This window comes from Algoriphagus sp. oki45, from assembly GCF_036245605.1.
Lineage (GTDB): Bacteria > Bacteroidota > Bacteroidia > Cytophagales > Cyclobacteriaceae > Algoriphagus.
Genome location: NZ_BTPC01000004.1, coordinates 323,065 through 337,963, shown reverse-complemented (window position 1 = coordinate 337,963; position 14,899 = coordinate 323,065). Strand labels below are relative to the sequence as shown.

The following is a 14,899-nucleotide window of genomic DNA, read 5'->3' as shown; positions in this document are numbered from 1 at the left end:
TTCGGCTAGCTAAAATCAATATGGATAATTATCAGCATTATTTGGAAGCGGAATTGGGTCTTTGGCTTTATGAGATGAAAAAGCCTCCTGCTCTTTTTAATCGCCTTACCCACGCAGTACAGGGGAAAATCAATGAAATTATCCCCGAAAAAGTACATCGGGCCATTACACTTGCTATTGAAAATATGGTCAAAGCAGTAATAACCGGTTCAGGGTGGGTGGTTCCAAAATACAATGCTGCACTCACTATTCAGGAAAGAGAGAAAAGAATCAGAGAAAGGATCAAATGGTACCGAAACTCGGCTTCGGTGGAGGGCGCTGTCACAGGTGCAGGTGGAATACTGCTTGGATTGGCTGACTTTCCTGCATTTTTGACTATCAAAATGAAAATGCTGTTTGATGTCGCATCACTTTATGGGAAGTCTACCTCAGATCTTCAGGAGAGGTTCTTTATACTCTATTTGTTTCAATTAGCTTTTTCCAGTCAACAACGGAGAAATGATATCATAGGCCTGATTGAAAATTGGGATACCTATAGGAAAGATTTACCCAATAATCTTAACGACTTTGATTGGAAGACTTTTCAATTGGATTATCGTGACTACTTGGATTTAGCCAAATTAGCCCAAATGGTTCCTTTAATTGGAGCTCCGATTGGAGCGGTGGTCAATTATCGATTAACCGAACACTTGGGGAGATTCGCCATGAATGGATACAGGCTTAGGTATAAAGCCGAACTTATAGCCCAAGAAGCAGGAGAAAATGACTAGAAAACCTCAGGAATCGCTATAAAATAAAAAAACCCTGAAATCTTCAGGGTTTCTGTTGATCCACTAGGGCTCGAACCTAGACTCTTCTGAACCAAAATCAGACGTGTTGCCAGTTACACCATGGATCAATTTTTTTGAAGCTCGTGTGCTTCTCTTAAAGTGTCACAAAGGTAGAGTTATGTATTTTTTTTTCCAAGCCATCAACTCAACATTTTTTTAATTTTTGGCTAATTCACTTGCTGTCAATAGATAAAAATTTTGGATGGGAAACTAGATATTAAGGGTTTAATTGAAGAATTTTTTCTTTCGAAATCGATTGAAAATTGCTTTTCTGTTAATTTTCAGATGGTTGTATTGATATAATGAAAATATTTCTATTGTTTTGTTCCATAAATTGAAAACTAATCAACAAAACGATAGTGCTATGAACACTGAAAAAATGGAAAAGGTAATCCCTGCGGTTATCGAAAAGCTGGAAAAAATCAAGAATACTCAATTGGCTTCTGAATTGAGCTGGTGCTGGGTAAGCTTTCAAAATGATCAGAATCCGGTGGGAGTGATTGCTAAGGCTCAGGAAGCGCTTACTGCATTTGCGGATGCGAGAGAGAAAAATGCTAAGGCTGTTGCCAAGAAAATGGTGGATGACCTGCAGAAAGCACTCGCTTGATCCAAATTGGACAAAAAAAGAGGCTCTTCCATTGGAAGAGCCTTTCTTTTTTCAGTGAATTATTCGGCTACTACTACGAATTTCACTTTAGTTTTTACTTCTCTATGCAAATCAACGTCTGCAGTGAAGTCACCTGCACCTTCAACAGGTACTGAAATTGCGATTTTCTTACGGTCAATGTCAAACCCTTGAGATGCCAAGGCATCAGAAATCTGTAGCGTAGTCACCTTACCGAAGATTTTTCCGGAGTCGCCGATTTTAGCTTTGATCTCCAAGGTTACATTTTCCAACTTAGCTGCAATATTTTCAGCTTCAGTTTTGATTTTTTCAGCTTTGTGAGCAGCCTGCTTGATGTTTTCAGCAAGAATCTTCTTGTTGGAGTCTGTGGCTAGCACTGCAAATCCCTGAGGAATGAGGTAGTTTCTTCCGTAGCCAGGCTTTACACTGACCAGGTCGTTTTTATATCCAAGACCTTTGATGTCTGTTTTTAGAATAATATCCATTTGTAATGTTCTTTTTTGATTGAGCGATACAAGACTGAATTATTTCAAACCATCCGTAACGAATGGCAACAAAGCCAAGTGTCTTGCTTTTTTGATAGCCTGAGCTACTTTTCTCTGATACTTTGCAGAGTTTCCGGTCAATCTTCTAGGAAGAATTTTGCCCTGTTCGTTCACAAACTTCAAAAGGAAGTTAGGATCCTTGTAGTCGATATACTTGATACCGTGCTTCTTGAAGCGGCAGTATTTCTTTCTGTTTTCGCCTCTGTTGATGGGTTCGTTTACTAGTGTCATTAGGCTTGCTCCTCCTTAGCTTCAACTTTTTTGTTAAATTCTCCTTTTCTTCTTCTCTCAGAATACACGATTGCGTGCTTGTCTAAGACAGTAGTAAGGAATCTCATTACTTTTTCATCACGTCTGAACTCCAGTTCAAACTTGCGGATTACAGTTGGATCGGCTTTGAACTCAACTAGTACATAAAAACCGGTAGTCTTCTTTTCGATAGGGTAAGCCATCTTTTTCAGACCCCAATTTTCCACATTGATCACGTCTGCCCCCTCTTCTTTTAACAAGTTCACAAACTTGTCGACGGTATCCTTCATCTGAACATCAGACAAAACGGGAGTTAAAATGAATACCGTCTCGTAATTTCTTTGGAACATTTTTTTAATGTGTTTAGGAATTTGAATAAACAGGACGCAAAAGTAGATCAAAAGCGCCTTTATTCCAAACATTTATCAAAATCTCCAGATGGGGAAATGAAAAAAGACCTCAAAAAGAGGTCTTCTACTGATTGTTGTGGTTGGTATGATTTATTTCACGGAGAATGTCTTGGAGCCTGCAAGGTAATTGTCTACGAAGATTCGTACTTGATGGTCGCCACTTAGGTAATCTGAGCCCTTTTCATAATAAAAGACCAATTCCTGATTGGTGTTGTCAAATATCATGTCTTGGTGTAGGGTATAAAACAACTCTTGACCATTGATCATGAAAGTTCCTGAGCCTTTGGCTACATCGAAGATCGCTTGTTCATTTGGATCTAGAAGCTGTACATAGACATTTCTTGGTCCTTTTTCGGCGACTTTGTTGTCAGCCATGGTAAAGCTCACTTTTATTCGCTCGATTTGTCTGTTTCTGAAGTCTTTTGTGGTTTCCACTCGTTCTTTTCCTCGTGAGTTGATCGCGGAGATGGATATATTTTCCACCTTTAGCATAGATGCTACATCCACTTTAGCCTGCAAGTCTTGCTTTTGGATATTGAGCTGAGCTACCTCTTCTTCGATTTCAGCCTGAGTAGTTTTGAGGTCCTGATTTTCAGCAAACAATTGCTGGTTGGCAGCCCGAAGCTCCAGGATTTCCTGATCTTTTTGGGCAATCAGGCCATTAAGGTTATTGATTCTGCTGTTCAGAGCTGCTATTTCGGATGAGCTTCTTTGTCTGGCGCTGTTTCTCTCAGCTATCAGTTGGTCTCTGACCGCTTCCAATGCTTTGACGTCTCCTCCAAGTTTTTCAATTTCCTGGATTCTGAGGTTGAGCTGATAAGTGACCGAATCCAACCTTTGGTTGAGTTCGTTGTTTTCAGTTGACAAAAGAAGAATTTCCTCGGTTTTCTTGGATCTGTCTACATAGTCTGTGTAGAGTTTGATCCCACTGATGATCACTAAAAGCACCAAAACAATGATGATAACATTTTTGCTTTGATCTTTCTTTGAATTGGAATCCTTTTGAAAATTGGTGTCCATTTTAATTTAATTTTAAGGGGCTTATGATATGTTGGAATTAGACGAAAATTTCTGGACGCATCGGTATCTACAGGGGACTACCGGATGGGACATAGGTTCCGTCTCTCCTCCCATTTATCAATATCTTTGCCAAATTGAAAATAAAAATTTGCGGGTTCTCGTTGCAGGTGCTGGAAATGCCTATGAAGTGGCTGCAGCATGGGATTTGGGCTTTCAGAATGTTTTTCTTCTGGATATTTCTCCTAATCCAATTCAAAATTTTCTAAAAAATCATCCTGATTTTCCCGCCTCACAAGTCTTTCAGGAAGACTTTTTCGCCCATCATGGAAGCTATGATCTGATTCTGGAGCAAACTTTCTTTTGTGCCCTGAATCCAGCCTTTAGAAAGGCTTATTTGGAGAAAATGTACAAGTTATTAGTTCCTGGGGGTAAGCTTGTTGGGGTTTTGTTTAATCGACATTTTCCTTTTCCCGGTCCTCCTTTTGGAGGGGAAGAGGAGGAATACAAGGAGCTATTTCAGGAGTGGTTCAAAATAAATACCATTGAACCTTGCTTCAATTCCATCCCTCAAAGGGCAGGATCGGAATTATGGATTAACCTTCAAAAGTCACAAGGATAATATCCGGTGAGTTTTTTCCCCGGGATAATCAAAAAAAAGGATTCCGCATTCATAGAAATCCAAGCTGAGTTTGACTTTGGGATGAGATTTGATTTCCTCCCAAACTGCCTCCATTTCTGAGCTCCAATGAATATCTCCAAGGATACAAATACTCTCTTTTTTAAATTTGGGCAAAAGCCAATTAAAATAGGTTATCGTACCGGAATAGGTATGATTGGCATCAATCAAGGCGAAGTCTACCGCTTCGAGTTGAGAAAGTAGGGGCTCTAAATTGGATTCGATAGGTCCCAAAATGGCCTGAACTTGCTGGGGAAAAGGTTGAAATCGGGCTGCATTCAAGATTTCTGGAGATCCCTCAAAGGTAAATAGTCTGCCTTTGGTCACTTCGGCTAAGTAGCGTGTACTGATCCCCATACAAGTGCCCAATTCGATGACAGTTTGCGACGAAGTCAAATTACAGAAGTACTGATAGACCAGACAAAACTTGGTGCTGCTCGTGGAGTATTGGGTTATTTTTCGGATTTCTCTCGAGGGATTAGGGACTTTTTTCGAACCTGCCCCCAAGTCCAGGACTTGGATTTGATTGGTGTTGTTCAATAGGGTAGACCTAATTTTCTCAATCGGGAGGTTTCCATCCTGATTTTCTTTAAGGTAATTCAATAAGCCCCGATAGATTACAAAAATAAAAGGGGACTGTTGACTATACTGATCTTCTTTTCTCAGCCAATACCTGAGGTAGGACAGCAGAGAAAAAAGAAATGACCTCAAATCAATTATGGAAAATATTGGCAATCAACTGAAATTCGGGAATGGAAACTTCTATTCTTTTTCCATCAAAAAGTTTTTCCATAACATAAATTCCTTTCATTTTTCCCAATCCAGATTTAAGATTGCATCCCGACACATAGGAATGGGTATCACCAGGTTCCAAAATGGGTTGTTGTCCCACTACTCCCATTCCTTCCACGGTCTTGGGATTTTCGGCAGCATCAAAAATTTCCCACTTTCTTGAAATAAGCTGATAGGTATGTTGGCTTTTGTTGGCGATTTCTACCTTGTAGGTGAAAACATAATGATGCTGTTTCGGATTTGAAAATTCAGCTTGATAGGTGATTTCAACGCTAACCTGAATACCTTCTGTTAAAGCTGTTACCATGGCATTACCTATTTATATTAAACAAATTGAGTACAAGATTCAGACATTTCATCCACAAAAACTAATGATGGAAATAAAAATTGAAGATAGTTGGAAAAAAGCATTAAGTAAAGAGTTTCAGCAAGATTACTTCTTTGATTTGGTGGCTTTTGTCAAAGACGAATACAAAGGGGGCAAGGTTTTTCCACCGGGAAAAGAAATTTTTAATGCGTTTTGGCATTGTCCTTTGGAGTCTGTAAAAGTGGTGATCCTGGGTCAGGATCCCTACCACGGACCCGGTCAGGCCCATGGGCTTTCTTTTTCAGTTAAACCGGGAGTGCCTTTTCCTCCCAGTTTGTTAAATATCCTAAAGGAAATCAAGCAGGATTTGGGTAAGGATCTTCCTCCCAATGGGGATTTGACTAGATGGGCAGACCAAGGTGTGTTTTTGCTTAATGCAACGCTGACCGTGAGAGCTCACGAGGCCGGTTCTCATCAAAATAAAGGCTGGGAAACCTTCACAGACGGGGTAATTCGTGTGATCAGTGAGCAGCGGGAAAACGTGGTATTTATGCTGTGGGGAGCCTATGCTCAGAAAAAAAGTCAATTGATTGATTCCAATAAGCACTTGATCTTAAAAGCGCCTCATCCCAGTCCCCTGTCTGCCCATCGCGGATTCTTGGGATGTGGTCATTTTTCGAAGGCGAATGCCTATTTGGATTCAAAAAAAATCCCTGTCATCAATTGGTGACAGGGACTTTTTAGTGGATTAATTGATGCCTTTGAAGAATCTGCTCCAGCGAATTTTGCCAAACATGGACTCATATTTGTCCAAGGAAAGCCACAGGAACCATGCTTTGCCCACAATGTGATCCTCCGGCACAAATCCCCAATACCGGGAATCCAGAGAATCGTGTCGGTTGTCCCCCATCATGAAGTAGTAGTTTTGCTTAAAGGTATATTGATCTACCTTTTGGCCATCGATGAAAAGCTCTCCGTTTTTGACTTCGACGGATTCATGCCCTTCGTATTTTTCAATGGTCATGAAATACTTGGCAACATTGTCTGGGTTCATTTCGAAGGTTTGCCCTTCTCCTGGAACTAGGAGAGGACCGAAATTATCTCTGTTCCAAGAAAAGTCGGTATCGGCAGGAAAAATCCCCTCTTCCCTTTCGCCAGCTGGCATAATCCGTTTGGTGATGGATACTACCACGGGAGAGGATTTCAATCGTTCCACGGTTTGGTCTGTACACCAAATAAGATATCCTGCTCCATTAGAGAATGCCATGAAGCTTTCGGGATTGATTCCATAGTCCTTGAAGAAATCGACAGTCAGAGGTCTGTTGGTGATCAGATCATAGGAGTATTGCATTTCCTCTGGCTGCATGGCCTCGGTGTCATTGACATAAAGATTTCCCTGCCTGAGTTCCAAAATATCACCCGGTATTGCTACTGCCCTCTTGATGTAGTTGGTTTTAAGGTCGTTGGGATATTGAAATTCAACGGGATAGTTGAATACGACAACATCATTTCTTTCCACATCAGAAAACCCAGGAAGTCTATAGTAGGGGAGCTGGATAGCATCAGAATAGGACGGGATCTCAGTCCCCCAGATTTTCTGGTGAGTCAGAGGAACTTGAAGTGGAGTTTTAGGGATGCGTGTCCCATAATGCATTTTGCTCACAAACAGAAAATCACCCACTAGAAGGGATTTCTCCATGGAGGCAGTAGGGATGGTAAAAGGCTCCAGCAATAGCCAACGGATCAAACTGGCAGCCACCACCGCAAAAACCAGTGCATCAAACCACTCTCTTGCAGGGGATTTTTTATTTTTAGTCTTGCTCATATTTCAAATTTAGTTCAAAAGGACAGAAAATCATCCATGGAAAGCACACCTTTTTTGTCTTTGATCCACTCAGCCACCAAAACTGCGCCAAGGGCAAATCCTTTTCGGCTGTGGGCAGTGTGAATCAGCTCAATGGTGTCAATATCAGATGAATACTGAATAATATGGGTACCAGGGGCAGGATCGATCCGTTTGGAGGTGATCGGGATAGACCGTTCGGAATCGGGCGACTGTCCGGTTAGATTCCAAGAACTCTTGCTGCTTATGTTTTCAATGATTCCTTCAGCCAAGGTAATGGCAGTGCCGGATGGGGCGTCTTTTTTCTCTGTGTGATGAATCTCCTCAATGCCAATTTTGTACTCGTTGGCTTCATTCATCAGCTTAGCCAAATAGGCATTGACTTTGAAAAAGATATTGACTCCGATACTGAAGTTGGATGCGTAGAAAAACGCCCCAACGGAGGTATTGGCCATTGCTTCCACTTCTGCCTTTCGCGAGAGCCAACCTGTGGTGCCGGAGACCACCGGTAATCCCCTGTCCAAACCCCATTTGATATTCTCTACTGCAGATTCTGGCTGGCTAAATTCGATGATGGCATCTACCTCTTTTGGGTTGATAGTTTCCAGCTCATCTCTATTTTCCAGATTGATTCTGCCTACTAGTTGGTGACCTCGGGATTCGGCGATTTCGCCGATGATTTTCCCCATTTTCCCGTAGCCTAGAAGTAAAATATTCATTACTTAAATTTTAATTTTAGTGTTAGTCCCATTTGGGTATTGGAAGCTGCAAAAGTTTCCACTTTGGGCTCGATTTTCAAGGCAAGTTCATCGCTGATATCAAATCCCGAAAGATGGGCATCGACATTAGCGTCGATGATATTCAGCGCATAGATTGCCACTAGGAGTAGGATGGTAAAATCCCTGTTTTGTCTCCAGTAGTCTACATTTCTCACCAGGCCATCCCTATTGAGGGAAGGAAATTGAGAATTATCTCCTTCGTCAAAGGCAAATAAGGCTTCTCTGAAAGTCTGATAGCGCTTGTTGTTGTAGCCGATGAAATAGATGTCTGTCATAAATCCTGCATAAAGCAGAGGGACTTTCCAAGCTTTGTTGTTGTAGACCTGACCTGCACCGGGCAAAACTGCCGATAAGATGGTTGCTTTTCTAGGGTTTTTGGGCAAGGACGAATAATCCGGTTTTTCCTCTTCCGGGTTTGATACAGCTTTTTCTTCAGCTGAAGATCTGTCGGCATTTTGTCCATAAGCTGTACTGCTCAGGAAAATGCCCAAAAGTAAAAGCCCCATGAAAATCCACGGGGTTTTTAGGGTAAATACACTATCTTTTTTTGCAAAAGCCAAGCTTAGATGATTTCTAGAATTTCCAAAATCCGATTTAAGTCTGAGGCCGAGTTGAAGGGTATTTTTATTTCCCCTTTGTTTTTCTCGTTGGCCTTCAACGCCACTTTGGTACCAAAGTGAGAAGCCAATCGCTGCTGGATTTTGTTCATTTCATACTTTCGAACAGGGTCTAAGGAGGAAGATTTTTCGGATTTAGGAGATTCTCCGCTGTTCAATGCCTTAACCAAGGCTTCGACCTTTCTTACGCTTAGCTCTTCTTCTACAGCCTTTTTGAAAATAGCAAGTTGCCTATCCACGCTTTCTACATTGATCAAAGCCCGGGCATGGCCCATGCTGAGCTGCTGATCGCGAATAGCTGCCTGAATGGTAGGCGGCAACTTAAGCAACCGTAAGTAGTTGTTTACGGTGGTTCTGTTTTTTCCCACCCGATCTCCCAGTTCTTCCTGCTTCAGATTGCACTCTGCTAAAAGTCTTTGGTAAGAATGAGCAATTTCCAGAGCATTGAGATTCTCTCTTTGGATATTTTCGATCAATGCCATTTCCAGCATTTGCTGGTCATTGGCGGTGCGAACATAGGCTGGTATTTGGGTTAGGCCTGCGATTTTTGAGGCTTGAAATCTCCTTTCTCCCGAGATCAGCTGGTATTCATTGGGAGCTAATTTCCGCACAGTGATCGGTTGAATGATCCCTTGAACCCGAATGGATTCTGCTAATTCTTCTAAAGCTTCCTTGTCGAAATGGGTTCGGGGTTGAAAAGGATTCACTTGGATTTCAGTTAGGGGAATTTCAAAAATCCCTGTTTTTACCACCTCAGGAAGAATTTCCTCTGATTTGTTTTTGGCAGGACTATCCTCCAAGAGAGCTCCCAGACCTCTTCCGAGTGCGTTTTTTCGATTTGGTTTTTGATTGGACATAATTAGTTGCTCACCTTCTGGAGTCCGTTTTTCTTGGCGATTTCCCCCGCTAGATTGAGATAGGCAATGGCGCCTTTTCCATCTGCGTCAAATGCAATCGCCGGCATACCAAAGCTTGGAGCTTCGGAAAGGCGAACGTTTCTCGGGATAATGGTTTCAAACACCATGTTTTTAAAATGAATTTTGACCTCATCGACCACTTGATTTGAAAGTCTCAATCTAACATCATACATAGTCAGCAAGATCCCCTCTATTTCCAAAGACGGATTGAGACGGGTTTGGATTATTTTTATGGTATTCAACAGCTTTCCTAAGCCTTCAAGTGCAAAATATTCACATTGAACTGGAATAATTACCGAATTGGCAGCAGTGAGCGCATTGATCGTAATCAGTCCCAAAGAAGGAGAGCAATCTATGACAATGAAGTCATAGCTGTCCTTTATGGGCTGAATGACCTCCTTCATCTTTTCCTCTCTGTTGTCCATATTGATCATTTCCACTTCGGCACCTACCAAGTCAATATGAGAAGGGACTAGATCCAGATTTTCGATTTCAGTCGAAAGTATGATGTCCTTGACTTCAATTCCATCTACCATGCATTCATAGATGCTGCTGTTGATTTCTTTTGGGTTATGTCCCAGTCCGGAAGTGGTATTGGCCTGAGGATCTGCATCGATCACCAGGGTTTTGTACTCCAATATCGCCAAGCTGGCAGCAAGGTTCATTGCAGTGGTAGTTTTTCCTACCCCGCCTTTTTGGTTGGCGATGGCAATAATTTTTCCCATGGTTTGGTCAGAGGGTATTTTGATTTCAATATTAAACAAAATAAGGTCTTTTCTTAGGTATCTTCTCCCTTTTTTTGGGGAGCGGAAGAAGTGAAACTTTCTTAAATGGGTAACACTCAGTACTTAGTCCACCTGAAGTTTTTCCTCCATTTTTACCAAAGAATGGGCCAAAAAAAGGAGTCTTTTTCAGACTCCTTTTTAATTATTTCTTTTTGTTGGCCTCGGCTGCCTTCATCGCATCTTCCAGTCTTTGCTGGAATTTGGACTTTTTCTTGTTGACGTTTTTCACTTTGTTCTGTTCCACTTTCTCCCGGATTTTAGCATCGTCGACAAATAATTTGATCAATGCCTGCTGTCCAAAGGTGAAAACATTGGAAACGAAATAATAGAAACTCAATCCAGCAGGGTAGGAGTTTAGGATGAACATAAACATTACTGGCATAATGTATCCCAGGTTTTTCATTGGACCGGTTGCCGTGGTCAGCTGATTGTTGAAGTGGGTATAAATAATCTGGGATACGGTCATCAACAAGGTGAACAAGCTGACGTGGGCGCCATAAAACGGTATGGTAAATGGCAGCTTAATGAACTCATCATAGGTCGATAGGTCTTTTGCCCATAGGAAGGATTCCTGGCGGAGCTCGATCGCATTGGGGAAAAAGAAGAACATGGCAAACAAAAACGGCATCTGAAGCAAAAGCGGAAGACAGCCCGAGATGGGACTTACTCCTAGCTGGGAGAAGAGTTTCATCTGTTCCTGCTGCATTTTCGTGGGGTCTTCCCCATATTTTTCCTTCAGTTCATCGATTTCCGGCTTGATGACCCTCATTTTGGCCATTCCTATGTAGGACTTGTAAGTCAGAGGTGAAAGGGCAAGTTTGATGATGAATACGATCAGAATGATGATGATACCATAATTGCTGAAGTATTTCTCCATAAACTCAAACAAGTGCACTACGATGTACTTGTTGACCCAGCTGACGAAAAAGTAACCCATGTCCACATTTTCCTCAAAGCCTTCGGTCACTTGCTTCAAGGTTTTGTATTTGTCCGGACCAAAATAAAAGAAGAAAGAAGATTTTCCGTTTTCAAACGGAATCGCCAAAGAGGCACTCATGGTTCGGACGATAGAACTGTCCGCAGGTGTGCTCTGACTGAGATTTACTTCTTTGAATTCACTGTCAGCAATGATACCAGCTGTAAAGAATCGCTGACTAAAACCAATCCATTTGACTGGTTCGGCCACTGATGCTTCTTCCAGATCATCGCTTAAGCCCAGATTTTCATAGGATCCAGAGCTAAGATAATAATTTACCTGAGACTTTCTTCGGGATTCTGCAAGATCTTTTTCATGTGCTTTCACCTGATCTTCCCATGAAAAGTTCAGAGAATTGCCTGTGAATACGCCTTGAAAGTTCTGTACTTCAAAGGTTTTGTTTACTAGGTATTCTCCTTCTTTTAGGGTGAAAATCTGCCGGATGGTTCCTGACTCTGTGCCTGCCGTAAACGTAAGCCGATTAATTATTCCTTCTTCCGTCTCCTCCTTTTCCAATTTAGGCTGAAAATAGAAGTCAGCCAGGTTCATTTCGCCCATTCTGCTATTCAGCGTCAAGCTCATCTGAGAGCTTTCTTGGTCCAGAAGCAAAAGTGGATTCATTTGCCAATCTTTGAACTCTTTCAGCTCTACTTGCTTGATTTGTGCACCTTTGGTAGAAAAGGTGATTTTTAATTCCGCTGTTTCTAAAATAGCCTCCTGTTCCTCGCCTTGGGTAAGAGTAGCCAAAACTCCAAATCTGGAAAATCGAAGGGAATCCACCTTAGCTGAGGTGTTGGATTCTGCTGCCATTTCTTGTGTCTCAGGTAGTGCTGAAGCCACTTCAGTCGAGGCTATCTCTTGATCGGCAGGCGGAATTTCTGGTCCACTTGCAAAAAAAATCGAATAAATAAGAATGACCGCTGCAAATAAGATCAAGCCGGTCGCTTGGTTTCTATCCATATGTTTGATTTTGTACCTCTACTAGCCGAGGCCTAATTTTTATTTTAACTTTTGGTCGATGGCTGCCTGAATGAATTTGACAAACAAAGGCTGCGGATTCAAAACGGTACTTTTGTACTCCGGATGGAATTGAACGCCGACAAACCATGGATGGTTTTTGAGCTCGACTATTTCCACCAATCCGGTTTCCGGATTTTTTCCTGTTGCAATCATCCCTTTGGATTCGATTTGCTCCAGATAGGCATTGTTAAACTCATATCTATGCCGATGCCGCTCCTGAATTTTTGTTTTTCCGTAGGCTGCAAAAGACTTACTTGATTTTTTGAGGTCGCAAGCATACGAACCCAATCGCATTGTTCCGCCTAATTGATCGATTTTCTTTTGCTCTTCCATAAGGGCAATCACCGGATGAGGCGTATTCGGGTCCATTTCAGTTGAATTTGCTCCTTGTAGTTTGAGGACGTTTCTGGCGAATTCAATGACTGCAACCTGCATACCCAAACAAATCCCGAAGAAGGGCAATTGCTTCTCGCGGGCATATTTGACTGTTTCTACTTTTCCTTCAAAACCCCTCTCTCCAAATCCAGGAGCGACCAAAATCCCATCTAATTCAGATAGTTTGGATTTGATGTTATCCCGATTCAATTCCTCAGAAGAGATCAGTTTAAGATTGACTGCGCATTCGGCAGCAGCCCCTGCATGGGTGAAGGATTCAATAATGGACTTGTAGGAATCCGGCAGGGAAACATATTTTCCAATCAGACCTATAGTGACCTCCTGAGTAGGATTTTTGAGTCTTCCCAAGAAATCCTTCCAGCTTTCCAAATCGATCTCAGATTTAGAAGATAGTTTTAGTTTACTCAGTACACGCTCATCCAGCTTTTCTTTTTTCATCAGAAGAGGCACATCGTAGATGGTTTCTGCATCCATAGCTTCGATGACGCTGTTGAGTTGGACGTTGCAGAAGAGGGCAAGCTTTTTCTTTACCTCCATAGGTAAATGATGCTCTGTCCGGCATACTAAAATGTCCGGCTGAATACCGGCTTCCAACAGCTGCTTGACGGAGTGTTGGGTTGGTTTGGTTTTTAGCTCCTTTGCAGCTTTGAGATAAGGAATCAAAGTCAAGTGAATGACCAGGAAATTTCCCGGACCAAGATCCCATCTGGCTTGCCTGACGGCTTCAATAAAAGGAAGAGACTCGATGTCACCCACACATCCGCCTATTTCGGTGATGACTACATCAAATTTCCCGTCTTGACCCAGTTTGTAAAAGTTTCTCTTGATTTCATCAGTGATATGGGGGATGACTTGGACAGTCTTTCCCAAAAATTCACCTTTTCTTTCTTTAGTGATCACGTTGTTATAGATCCTTCCCGTAGTGATGTTGTTGCTTTGGGCAGTGGAAACATTCAAAAAACGCTCATAATGACCCAAATCCAAATCCGTCTCCGCCCCGTCTTCAGTAACATAGCACTCCCCATGCTCATAGGGATTGAGAGTTCCGGGGTCGATATTGAGGTAGGGATCAAATTTTTGGATGGTGACACTATACCCTCTGGCTTGCAGGAGTTTGCCAAGCGAAGCAGCGATAATTCCTTTTCCTAGAGAGGAGGTCACACCTCCGGTGATAAAGATGTACTTGGTGGATGAGGCCATAAGAAGCTGGGCGGGATGTATTTTGATTGGTTTCTTATGGGGCTCAAAATTAGGGAAATTTCTTGGATGAATAGGGATGACTTTCTGTTTTTTGTGTCAGGCTTCTTCCTTGTTGATGGCGAGAGTCAATTTTTTCACCGGCCTTTATGAAGAGCTCTTGAAAAGAAAATCCAAGCTGAAATAATGTCTGTTTTCTGGTAAAGACCAACCTCAAAAATAGGATTGTAAATCAATTGGGCTCTCAAAGAATATTCATATCAAATTTCTCTCACTTGAGTACTGAACAAGCCTATACTGTTTATTTCTTTTGGTTTGGGACAAAACAGAGACGCCTACATTCACTATATACTTGAGAAGCCGTGTTTGTTCTCCTGAAAGAATGACTGTTAAATTTTAACTTATTTTAAAACTTGTCTTTTTCTTGTCAGGTTTATATTAGTATATTGCATCGGTTTGTTAACTATAAATTTTATCCCAATGAGAGAATTAATAAAAGAGTCAATTATAGACTTAAAGAAGACGGATGGTTTTATCTATGTGACTGCTGAAGGAAAAAAAATTGATTTACATGAAGCAGCTGCCCGAGGTATAGCCGTGACCCCGGTAAATCCTAAGGATGAGGTAATCAAGAAACTGGAAGCTGCTGGTCTTTTTCTTACGGATTCCAAATTTTTGAATGATTTGAATGATCTTATTGCTGAACTTAGTGGCAAAGGTGCATCTAAGTCAAGCGGGAAAAGAAGAAGTTTTTCTGATGCTGAAAAGTCAAAAATCATTGAAGAATGGAAAAAAGTAGAAGCTGCTGGGAAAAAAACCAAGGCTGCTTTTGCTAGAGAGATTGGCGTTGGATATCAGACTTTTATCAATTGGTTGAGAGGGTAATTTTCACATTCGCATAAAAAAAAGGACAAC

At 41.7% G+C, this 14,899-nt stretch carries 18 protein-coding genes and 1 tRNA gene; 5 read left to right on the top strand and 14 right to left on the bottom strand.

Annotated features, from left to right (window positions below; all coding sequences use genetic code 11):
• Window positions 1-20: 20 nt before the first annotated feature.
• Window positions 21-770, top strand: coding sequence for an EcsC family protein (locus AAA942_RS17470; protein ID WP_338221589.1), 750 nt, complete (start codon window positions 21-23; stop codon window positions 768-770).
• 55 nt (window positions 771-825) lie between these two features.
• Here AAA942_RS17470 and AAA942_RS17465 read toward each other — a convergent pair.
• A tRNA-Gln gene (locus AAA942_RS17465) sits at window positions 826-898 on the bottom strand.
• A 296-nt stretch (window positions 899-1,194) separates the two neighbouring features.
• Between AAA942_RS17465 and AAA942_RS17460 the strand changes: the two genes are divergently transcribed.
• Window positions 1,195-1,437 (top strand): hypothetical protein, encoded by a 243-nt coding sequence (locus AAA942_RS17460; RefSeq protein WP_338221588.1) that lies wholly within the window; start codon window positions 1,195-1,197, stop codon window positions 1,435-1,437.
• Window positions 1,438-1,496: 59 nt separating this feature from the next.
• Here the strand turns inward: AAA942_RS17460 and rplI are convergent, their stop codons facing one another.
• The 4 genes from rplI to AAA942_RS17440 form a co-directional block, all read right to left on the bottom strand.
• Window positions 1,497-1,940 carry a 50S ribosomal protein L9 gene (rplI, locus tag AAA942_RS17455; RefSeq protein WP_338221587.1) on the bottom strand — a complete coding sequence of 148 codons (444 nt, stop codon included), beginning with the start codon at window positions 1,938-1,940 and terminating at the stop codon, window positions 1,497-1,499.
• A 39-nt stretch (window positions 1,941-1,979) separates the two neighbouring features.
• Window positions 1,980-2,231: a 30S ribosomal protein S18 gene (rpsR, locus tag AAA942_RS17450; protein WP_338221586.1), complete on the bottom strand. Its 252-nt coding sequence runs from the start codon at window positions 2,229-2,231 to the stop codon at window positions 1,980-1,982.
• Window positions 2,231-2,599, bottom strand: a complete 369-nt coding sequence (rpsF, locus tag AAA942_RS17445; RefSeq protein ID WP_338221585.1) for a 30S ribosomal protein S6 — start codon at window positions 2,597-2,599, stop codon at window positions 2,231-2,233. Before rpsF ends, rpsR begins: the two co-directional genes overlap by 1 nt.
• Window positions 2,600-2,749: 150 nt before the next feature.
• Window positions 2,750-3,679: a hypothetical protein gene (locus AAA942_RS17440; RefSeq protein ID WP_338221584.1), complete on the bottom strand. Its 930-nt coding sequence runs from the start codon at window positions 3,677-3,679 to the stop codon at window positions 2,750-2,752.
• A 28-nt stretch (window positions 3,680-3,707) separates the two neighbouring features.
• On the opposite strand from AAA942_RS17440, the gene AAA942_RS17435 reads away from it, so the two are divergent.
• A complete protein-coding gene (locus AAA942_RS17435) occupies window positions 3,708-4,298 on the top strand; it encodes a methyltransferase (protein ID WP_338221583.1) in 591 nt (196 codons plus the stop codon).
• On the opposite strand, the gene AAA942_RS17430 is transcribed toward AAA942_RS17435, so the two are convergent.
• Together AAA942_RS17430 and apaG are read right to left on the bottom strand one after the other, a co-directional pair.
• Entirely contained in the window at window positions 4,287-4,958 is a 672-nt protein-coding gene (locus AAA942_RS17430; protein ID WP_338221582.1) for an O-methyltransferase, read from the bottom strand. The genes AAA942_RS17435 and AAA942_RS17430 overlap by 12 nt on opposite strands.
• 109 nt (window positions 4,959-5,067) lie before the next feature.
• Entirely contained in the window at window positions 5,068-5,454 is a 387-nt protein-coding gene (apaG, locus tag AAA942_RS17425; RefSeq protein WP_338221581.1) for a Co2+/Mg2+ efflux protein ApaG, read from the bottom strand.
• 67 nt (window positions 5,455-5,521) lie between these two features.
• Between apaG and ung the strand changes: the two genes are divergently transcribed.
• Window positions 5,522-6,184: a uracil-DNA glycosylase gene (gene ung, locus AAA942_RS17420; protein WP_338221580.1), complete on the top strand. Its 663-nt coding sequence runs from the start codon at window positions 5,522-5,524 to the stop codon at window positions 6,182-6,184.
• Window positions 6,185-6,202: 18 nt separating this feature from the next.
• On the opposite strand, the gene lepB is transcribed toward ung, so the two are convergent.
• From lepB to AAA942_RS17385, 7 genes are all read right to left on the bottom strand, one after another.
• Window positions 6,203-7,279, bottom strand: a complete 1,077-nt coding sequence (gene lepB / locus AAA942_RS17415) for a signal peptidase I (protein WP_338221579.1) — start codon at window positions 7,277-7,279, stop codon at window positions 6,203-6,205.
• Between the two features lie 14 nt (window positions 7,280-7,293).
• Complete coding sequence (gene dapB / locus AAA942_RS17410) at window positions 7,294-8,016, bottom strand: 4-hydroxy-tetrahydrodipicolinate reductase (protein ID WP_338221578.1); 723 nt, start codon at window positions 8,014-8,016, stop codon at window positions 7,294-7,296.
• Window positions 8,016-8,582, bottom strand: a complete 567-nt coding sequence (locus tag AAA942_RS17405; RefSeq protein WP_338221577.1) for a DUF5683 domain-containing protein — start codon at window positions 8,580-8,582, stop codon at window positions 8,016-8,018. Before AAA942_RS17405 ends, dapB begins: the two co-directional genes overlap by 1 nt.
• A 56-nt stretch (window positions 8,583-8,638) precedes the next feature.
• Entirely contained in the window at window positions 8,639-9,550 is a 912-nt protein-coding gene (locus AAA942_RS17400; RefSeq protein WP_338221576.1) for a ParB/RepB/Spo0J family partition protein, read from the bottom strand.
• Between the two features lie 2 nt (window positions 9,551-9,552).
• Window positions 9,553-10,335, bottom strand: a complete 783-nt coding sequence (locus AAA942_RS17395; protein ID WP_338221575.1) for a ParA family protein — start codon at window positions 10,333-10,335, stop codon at window positions 9,553-9,555.
• A 202-nt stretch (window positions 10,336-10,537) separates the two neighbouring features.
• Window positions 10,538-12,331 (bottom strand): membrane protein insertase YidC, encoded by a 1,794-nt coding sequence (gene yidC, locus AAA942_RS17390; protein ID WP_338221574.1) that lies wholly within the window; start codon window positions 12,329-12,331, stop codon window positions 10,538-10,540.
• A 39-nt stretch (window positions 12,332-12,370) separates the two neighbouring features.
• Window positions 12,371-13,987 (bottom strand): CTP synthase, encoded by a 1,617-nt coding sequence (locus tag AAA942_RS17385; protein WP_338221573.1) that lies wholly within the window; start codon window positions 13,985-13,987, stop codon window positions 12,371-12,373.
• A 477-nt stretch (window positions 13,988-14,464) separates the two neighbouring features.
• Here AAA942_RS17385 and AAA942_RS17380 point away from each other — a divergent pair, with 477 nt between their 5' ends.
• On the top strand, window positions 14,465-14,869 hold the full coding sequence (locus AAA942_RS17380) for a hypothetical protein (RefSeq protein WP_338221572.1): 405 nt from the start codon (window positions 14,465-14,467) through the stop codon (window positions 14,867-14,869).
• The last annotated feature ends 30 nt before the right edge of the window (window positions 14,870-14,899 follow it).

Excerpts from the sequence above, each read along its gene's own strand:
- AAA942_RS17470 (WP_338221589.1), top strand. The coding sequence starts at position 21 with ATGGATAATTATCAGCATTATTTGGAAGCGGAATTGGGTCTTTGGCTT.
- AAA942_RS17460 (WP_338221588.1), top strand. The coding sequence starts at position 1,195 with ATGAACACTGAAAAAATGGAAAAGGTAATCCCTGCGGTTATCGAAAAG.
- rplI (WP_338221587.1), bottom strand. The coding sequence starts at position 1,940 with ATGGATATTATTCTAAAAACAGACATCAAAGGTCTTGGATATAAAAAC.
- rpsR (WP_338221586.1), bottom strand. The coding sequence starts at position 2,231 with ATGACACTAGTAAACGAACCCATCAACAGAGGCGAAAACAGAAAGAAA.
- rpsF (WP_338221585.1), bottom strand. The coding sequence starts at position 2,599 with ATGTTCCAAAGAAATTACGAGACGGTATTCATTTTAACTCCCGTTTTG.
- AAA942_RS17440 (WP_338221584.1), bottom strand. The coding sequence starts at position 3,679 with ATGGACACCAATTTTCAAAAGGATTCCAATTCAAAGAAAGATCAAAGC.
- AAA942_RS17435 (WP_338221583.1), top strand. The coding sequence starts at position 3,708 with ATGTTGGAATTAGACGAAAATTTCTGGACGCATCGGTATCTACAGGGG.
- apaG (WP_338221581.1), bottom strand. The coding sequence starts at position 5,454 with ATGGTAACAGCTTTAACAGAAGGTATTCAGGTTAGCGTTGAAATCACC.
- ung (WP_338221580.1), top strand. The coding sequence starts at position 5,522 with ATGGAAATAAAAATTGAAGATAGTTGGAAAAAAGCATTAAGTAAAGAG.
- lepB (WP_338221579.1), bottom strand. The coding sequence starts at position 7,279 with ATGAGCAAGACTAAAAATAAAAAATCCCCTGCAAGAGAGTGGTTTGAT.
- dapB (WP_338221578.1), bottom strand. The coding sequence starts at position 8,016 with ATGAATATTTTACTTCTAGGCTACGGGAAAATGGGGAAAATCATCGGC.
- AAA942_RS17405 (WP_338221577.1), bottom strand. The coding sequence starts at position 8,582 with ATGGGGCTTTTACTTTTGGGCATTTTCCTGAGCAGTACAGCTTATGGA.
- AAA942_RS17400 (WP_338221576.1), bottom strand. The coding sequence starts at position 9,550 with ATGTCCAATCAAAAACCAAATCGAAAAAACGCACTCGGAAGAGGTCTG.
- AAA942_RS17395 (WP_338221575.1), bottom strand. The coding sequence starts at position 10,335 with ATGGGAAAAATTATTGCCATCGCCAACCAAAAAGGCGGGGTAGGAAAA.
- yidC (WP_338221574.1), bottom strand. The coding sequence starts at position 12,331 with ATGGATAGAAACCAAGCGACCGGCTTGATCTTATTTGCAGCGGTCATT.
- AAA942_RS17385 (WP_338221573.1), bottom strand. The coding sequence starts at position 13,987 with ATGGCCTCATCCACCAAGTACATCTTTATCACCGGAGGTGTGACCTCC.
- AAA942_RS17380 (WP_338221572.1), top strand. The coding sequence starts at position 14,465 with ATGAGAGAATTAATAAAAGAGTCAATTATAGACTTAAAGAAGACGGAT.